This window comes from Mesorhizobium sp. M5C.F.Ca.IN.020.32.2.1, from assembly GCF_004023105.1.
In the GTDB taxonomy this organism is placed as follows: Bacteria; Pseudomonadota; Alphaproteobacteria; order Rhizobiales; family Rhizobiaceae; genus Mesorhizobium; species Mesorhizobium wenxiniae.
Window position 1 is genome coordinate 1 of the sequence record NZ_RZSX01000423.1, and the last position, 5,337, is coordinate 5,337.

Here is a 5,337-nt window from a genome sequence, read left to right on the forward strand (position 1 = left end):
GCGCACGAAAGCTTCGAGAATGACGACGTTGCCGCCGTCATGAACCGTCTCTTCGTCAATATCAAGGTGGATCGCGAAGAGCGGCCGGACATCGATCAGATCTATATGGCGGCGCTGTCCTCGATGGGCGAACAGGGTGGATGGCCGCTGACCATGTTTCTGACGCCGAACGGAAAGCCTTTCTGGGGCGGCACCTATTTTCCGCGCGAGGCACGCTACGGCCGTCCGGGCTTCGTCCAGGTACTCGAGGCGGTCGACAAGGCGTGGCGGGAGAAGAAAGAAAGCGTTAACCAAAGCGCTGACGGGCTGACCACGCACGTCGAGGCGCGGCTGGCGGGCTCGCATGCCAAGGCCGTGCTCGACCGCGACACGCTGGCGACACTCGCCAACGGCATAGAAGGCATGATCGACAGGGATTTGGGCGGCCTGCGCGGCGCGCCCAAATTCCCCAATGCGCCGTTCATGCAAACGCTCTGGCTCTCCTGGCTGCGCGATCGCCACACAGCCCATCGCGACGCCGTCCTACTCAGCCTCGAGCAGATGCTGCGCGGCGGCATCTATGACCATATCGGCGGTGGGTTGAGCCGCTACTCGACCGATGCCGAGTGGCTGGTGCCGCATTTCGAAAAAATGCTTTACGACAACGCGCAGCTCATTCGGCTGTGCAATTGGGCCTATGCCGCGACCGGCAACGAATTGTTCCGGGTACGAATCGAAGAGACGATCGACTGGCTCTTGCGCGAGATGCGCGTCGACGGCAGTGCATTCGCTGCCAGCCTCGACGCCGACAGCGAGGGCGAGGAGGGACTGTTCTACACCTGGAGCAAGGATGAGATAGAAACCGATCTTGGCGACGACTCAGCTTTATTTTTCAAACACTTTACGATTGTCGCCCCGCATGGCTGGGAGGGCAAGCCGATCATCCACCAGACCGAAGCCCAGCAAACGCAAAGCGTGGCCGATCGCGACCGGCTCATTCCCTTAAAAGAAAAAATGCTAGCAGCCCGGGAGCAGCGCGTCAGACCCGGGCGTGACGGAAAAATCCTGACCGATTGGAACGGCCTGGTCATCGCGGCTCTCGCCGAAGCCGGTCGTTCCCTGAAACGGATCGACTGGATCGAGGCGGCGGAGCAGGCCTTCGCTGCCATTGCCAGCGCGGGTCGAGACAGTCGCTTGCCGCATTCGATGCTTGGCGCAAAGAGGCTTTTCCCGGCGCTGTCGAGCGACTACGCCGCCATGGTCAACGCCGCGATCTCCTTGTTTGAAGCTACCGGCACATCGCGTTACACCGAGCTGGCCGGCCAATTCATCGCGCAGCTCGATCAATGGCATAGCGATGAGAACAACACCGGCTACTACCTCACCGCGTCGGACAGTGCCGACGTGCCGATCCGTATCAGGGGCGATGTCGACGAGGCTATCCCGTCAGCCACCGGCCAGATCATCGAGGCCATGGTCCGATTGTCCTCGCTTTCGGGCGATCTTGAATTACAGGAAAAGACCTGGAAGGTCGCCGAACACGCGGCCGGCCGTGCGGCGCATCAGGTCTATGGCCAGGCAGGTATCGTCAACGCCTGCGCCTTGGCGATCGAGCCGTTGAAACTGGTGCTGGTGGACACCCAAAAGAACCCCGGGCTTGTTCCGGTTGCGAATCGAAATCCGGACCCCCGCCGGGTCGACACTATCGTGTCGGTCGGCTCGGCGACAAACCTGGCGACGCTGCCAGGCGGCGTTTTGCCGCCAACGATCGAGCCCGGCGCCTGGCTGTGCACCGGGCAGGTCTGCCTACCGGTGATAACGGACGCAGAGGAGCTCGAGCGGCAGTTACGGCGCGGATAGGTGAGGGGCTGCCTCGCCTGACCCCTTACGTGTTCATCGAATCGAAGAAATCCGCATTCGTCTTGGTCTGCTTGAGCTTGTCGATCAGGAACTCGATGGCGTCGGTTGTGCCCATCGGCGCCAGGATGCGGCGCAGCACGAAGATCTTCTGCAAGTCCTGGCGCGCGACCAGAAGGTCTTCCTTGCGGGTGCCGGACTTGAGGATGTCCATGGCCGGGTAGATGCGCTTGTCCGCCACCTTTCGGTCGAGCACGATTTCCGAATTGCCGGTGCCCTTGAACTCTTCGAAGATGACCTCGTCCATGCGGCTGCCGGTGTCGATCAGCGCGGTGGCGATGATGGTCAGCGAGCCGCCTTCCTCGATGTTGCGGGCTGCGCCGAAGAAGCGCTTCGGCCGCTGCAAGGCATTGGCGTCGACGCCGCCGGTCAGCACCTTGCCGGATGACGGCACCACGGTGTTGTAGGCACGGCCGAGGCGGGTGATCGAATCCAGCAGGATGACGACGTCGCGCCCGTGCTCGACCAGGCGCTTCGCCTTCTCGATCACCATTTCGGCGACCTGGACGTGGCGCACCGCCGGCTCGTCGAAGGTCGAGGAGACGACCTCGCCCTTCACCGAGCGCTGCATATCGGTGACTTCCTCCGGCCGCTCGTCGATCAGCAGCACGATCAAATAGCATTCCGGATGATTGGTGGTGATCGAATGGGCGATGTTCTGCAACAGCACCGTCTTGCCGGTTCGCGGCTGCGCCACGATCAGGGCGCGCTGGCCTTTGCCGAGCGGCGCCACCAGGTCGATGACGCGCGCCGAGATGTCCTTCGAGGTCGGAACGTCCATTTCCATCTTCAGCCGCGAGGTCGGATAAAGCGGCGTCAGATTGTCGAAATGGATCTTGTGGCGGATCTTTTCGGGGTCGTCGAAATTGATCGTGTTGACCTTGAGCAGCGCGAAATAGCGCTCGCCTTCCTTCGGGCTGCGGATCGGGCCTTCGACGGTATCGCCGGTCTTTAGCGAGAACCGGCGGATCTGCGACGGCGAAATATAAATATCGTCGGGGCCCGGCAGGTAATTGGCATTGGCCGAGCGCAGGAAGCCAAAACCGTCCTGAAGCACTTCGACCACACCGTCGCCGATGATCTCGATATCCTGGGTCGCCAGCCGCTTCAGGATTGCGAACATCAGCTCCTGCTTGCGCATCACACTGGCGTTCTCGACCTCGAGCGATTCGGCATAAGCGATCAGCTCTGGCGGTTTCTTGTTCTTGAACTCGGTGAGTTTCATTTCTTGCATCATTAGACGGACTCTGAGTGACTAAGCATGGGGAAAATATCGGCGGGATGCGACAAATGCCGGGCGCGGCCGAAGCGATGAATGGGGCGGCGCATGACGGGAAGGAAGACCCGTCTTTTATCGTCGGTCGACTAAAAGAGCAAGCCGCCTTTTGTGAGCGCCGCGCTTCTCTCTCGACGCGCAAAGGACGCTGTAAGACTTTTTGAGTTCCGCATCGTCCTTTCCGAAAATCGATCCCGATTTTCGGGTCGATGCGACGGCGTCAAAACGGCTTCACGATGACCAGCACGACGATGACGATCATCAGTAATGTGGGGAACTCGTTGACGATCCGCCAGTGCCTCGCCGGTTTTTCATTGCGGTCCTTGGCGAATTTGCGCACCGCGCCGGCCAGATAGCCATGAACGGCCGAGAGCCCGAGCACCGCGGCGATCTTGGCATGCAGCCATCCGCCCTGAAAACCAAAGCCTTTCCACGCCAGCCAGAGCCCGAATACCCAGGTGATGATCATGGCCGGATTGATGATGCCGCGCAGCAGCCGGCGCTCCATCACCTTGAAGGTTTCCGACTGGACGGAGCCTTTTTCAGCATCGGCATGATAAACCAGCAGCCGCGGAAGATAGAGCATGCCCGCCATCCAGGAGATGACGGCAATGACATGGATCGCCTTCGCCCAGGGATAGAAATCATCCGGCCCGAACAGGAACAGAACCCCGGCCAGAACGAGGAAGATAACGATGGCGATCGCCGCGCGGCGCATTGCGCCAGCACCACCTTCCGCGGTGCCATTCCCCATCATCGTCATGATGCGCTCCGCACCAGTTTCACCATCGCCTCGACATGCGCGATCGGCGTTTCCGGCGTGATGCCGTGCCCGAGATTGAAGATCAGCGGTCCATCGCCCAGTGCTTTCAGGATAGCGTCGACGCCGTCGGCTAGAGCCTTGCCGCCGGCCACCAGCCGTAACGGATCGAGATTGCCCTGTACGGCGCCGTCGCGCTGCAGTTCCTTTGCCGTCGTCAACGGCACGGTCCAGTCGAGCCCCAGCCCCGTCACGCCGGTCTTCTGGCGATAGCTCCGGTAGTGGGCGCCGGCGCCCTTGGGAAACCCGATGATCGGAACGTTGGGATGCACGGCCCGTACCTGCCTGACGATCTCCGCCATCGGCCTGACACAAAAGGCCTCGAAAGACACTTCGTCGAGCACGCCGGACCACGAGTCAAAAACCTGCACCACATCGGCGCCTGCTTCGATCTGGCGGATGAGATAGGCGGCCGAGTGATCGACAAGTACGTTCAGCAGCTGCAGGAAAGCCGCCGGCTCGCGATAGGCGAACAGCCGCGCCGGCGCCTGGTCTGAGGTGCCGTGGCCGGCGATCATATAGGTCGCCACCGTCCACGGCGCGCCGCAGAAGCCGATGAGCGTCGTTTCATCAGGCAGTTTTGTCCGCAGCCGTCTGACCGTCTCGTAGACCGGTTCGAGATTCACGTGAAACGTTTCGCCGTCGAAAGCCGCAATCTCCGCCGCCGAGATCGGCGTCAACAGCGGCCCGCGTCCCTCCTCGAAACGCACGTCGCGGCCCAGCGCATGCGGCACGACCAGAATGTCGGAAAACAGGATCGATGCATCGAAGCCAAAGCGTTCTATCGGCTGCAGCGTTACCTCCACAGCAAGATCGGGATCGTAGCAAAGATCGAGGAACGATCCGGCCCGCCTGCGTGTCTCTCGATATTCCGGCAGATAGCGGCCGGCCTGGCGCATCATCCAGAGCGGCGGCGGAAACGCAGCCTTGCCCTTCAACACGTCCAGCATGATCCGGTTTTCGGGCATTCAGCGCTCGCCTCTCCAGGCTTCTCTATAATTAAATATTCTATTTCTAGGAATCTTATGATTCTAAGAGTCTGTTGGTATCGGTGGTTGTCTCCTGTCCCGCTTTGCCCCGGAAAATGCCAGCCAGCATATTGTCGCGTGCTTCTTCTGCCGGATAGGAGGGGATTGGGGACAGTTGGAAATTTCGGATTTGAGTCAATGCGTTATGGCCCGAGCAAAGAAAACGGGCCTGTGGATGAGGCAGAGTCAAAAAAGCCCGTCCCCGAACTTGTCCCCAGCCGCCCGACGAAGCCGACAGCGCATCGAATTATGGACAAACTGGCATCTGATACAGTCGCCTCCGACCGGCCGATCTTTCCGACCGACCTTATCCACAT

The 5,337-nt window shown here is 60.7% G+C and carries 4 protein-coding genes; 1 reads left to right on the forward strand and 3 read right to left on the reverse strand.

Translation table 11 applies throughout. The annotated features are described in order from the left end of the window. A partial coding sequence (locus tag EOA86_RS20560; RefSeq protein WP_164891861.1) for a thioredoxin domain-containing protein occupies window positions 1-1,839 on the forward strand: 1,839 nt, incomplete at its 5' end. 25 nt (window positions 1,840-1,864) lie between these two features. Here EOA86_RS20560 and rho read toward each other — a convergent pair. The 3 genes from rho to hemE form a co-directional block, all read right to left on the reverse strand. Further along, window positions 1,865-3,130, reverse strand: a complete 1,266-nt coding sequence (gene rho, locus EOA86_RS20565) for a transcription termination factor Rho (protein WP_027153631.1) — start codon at window positions 3,128-3,130, stop codon at window positions 1,865-1,867. 262 nt (window positions 3,131-3,392) lie between these two features. After that, window positions 3,393-3,935, reverse strand: a complete 543-nt coding sequence (gene hemJ, locus EOA86_RS20570) for a protoporphyrinogen oxidase HemJ (protein ID WP_128343315.1) — start codon at window positions 3,933-3,935, stop codon at window positions 3,393-3,395. Beyond that, complete coding sequence (gene hemE / locus EOA86_RS20575) at window positions 3,932-4,960, reverse strand: uroporphyrinogen decarboxylase (RefSeq protein WP_128343317.1); 1,029 nt, start codon at window positions 4,958-4,960, stop codon at window positions 3,932-3,934. The genes hemJ and hemE overlap by 4 nt, the downstream gene beginning before the upstream one ends. Between the last annotated feature and the right edge of the window lie 377 nt (window positions 4,961-5,337).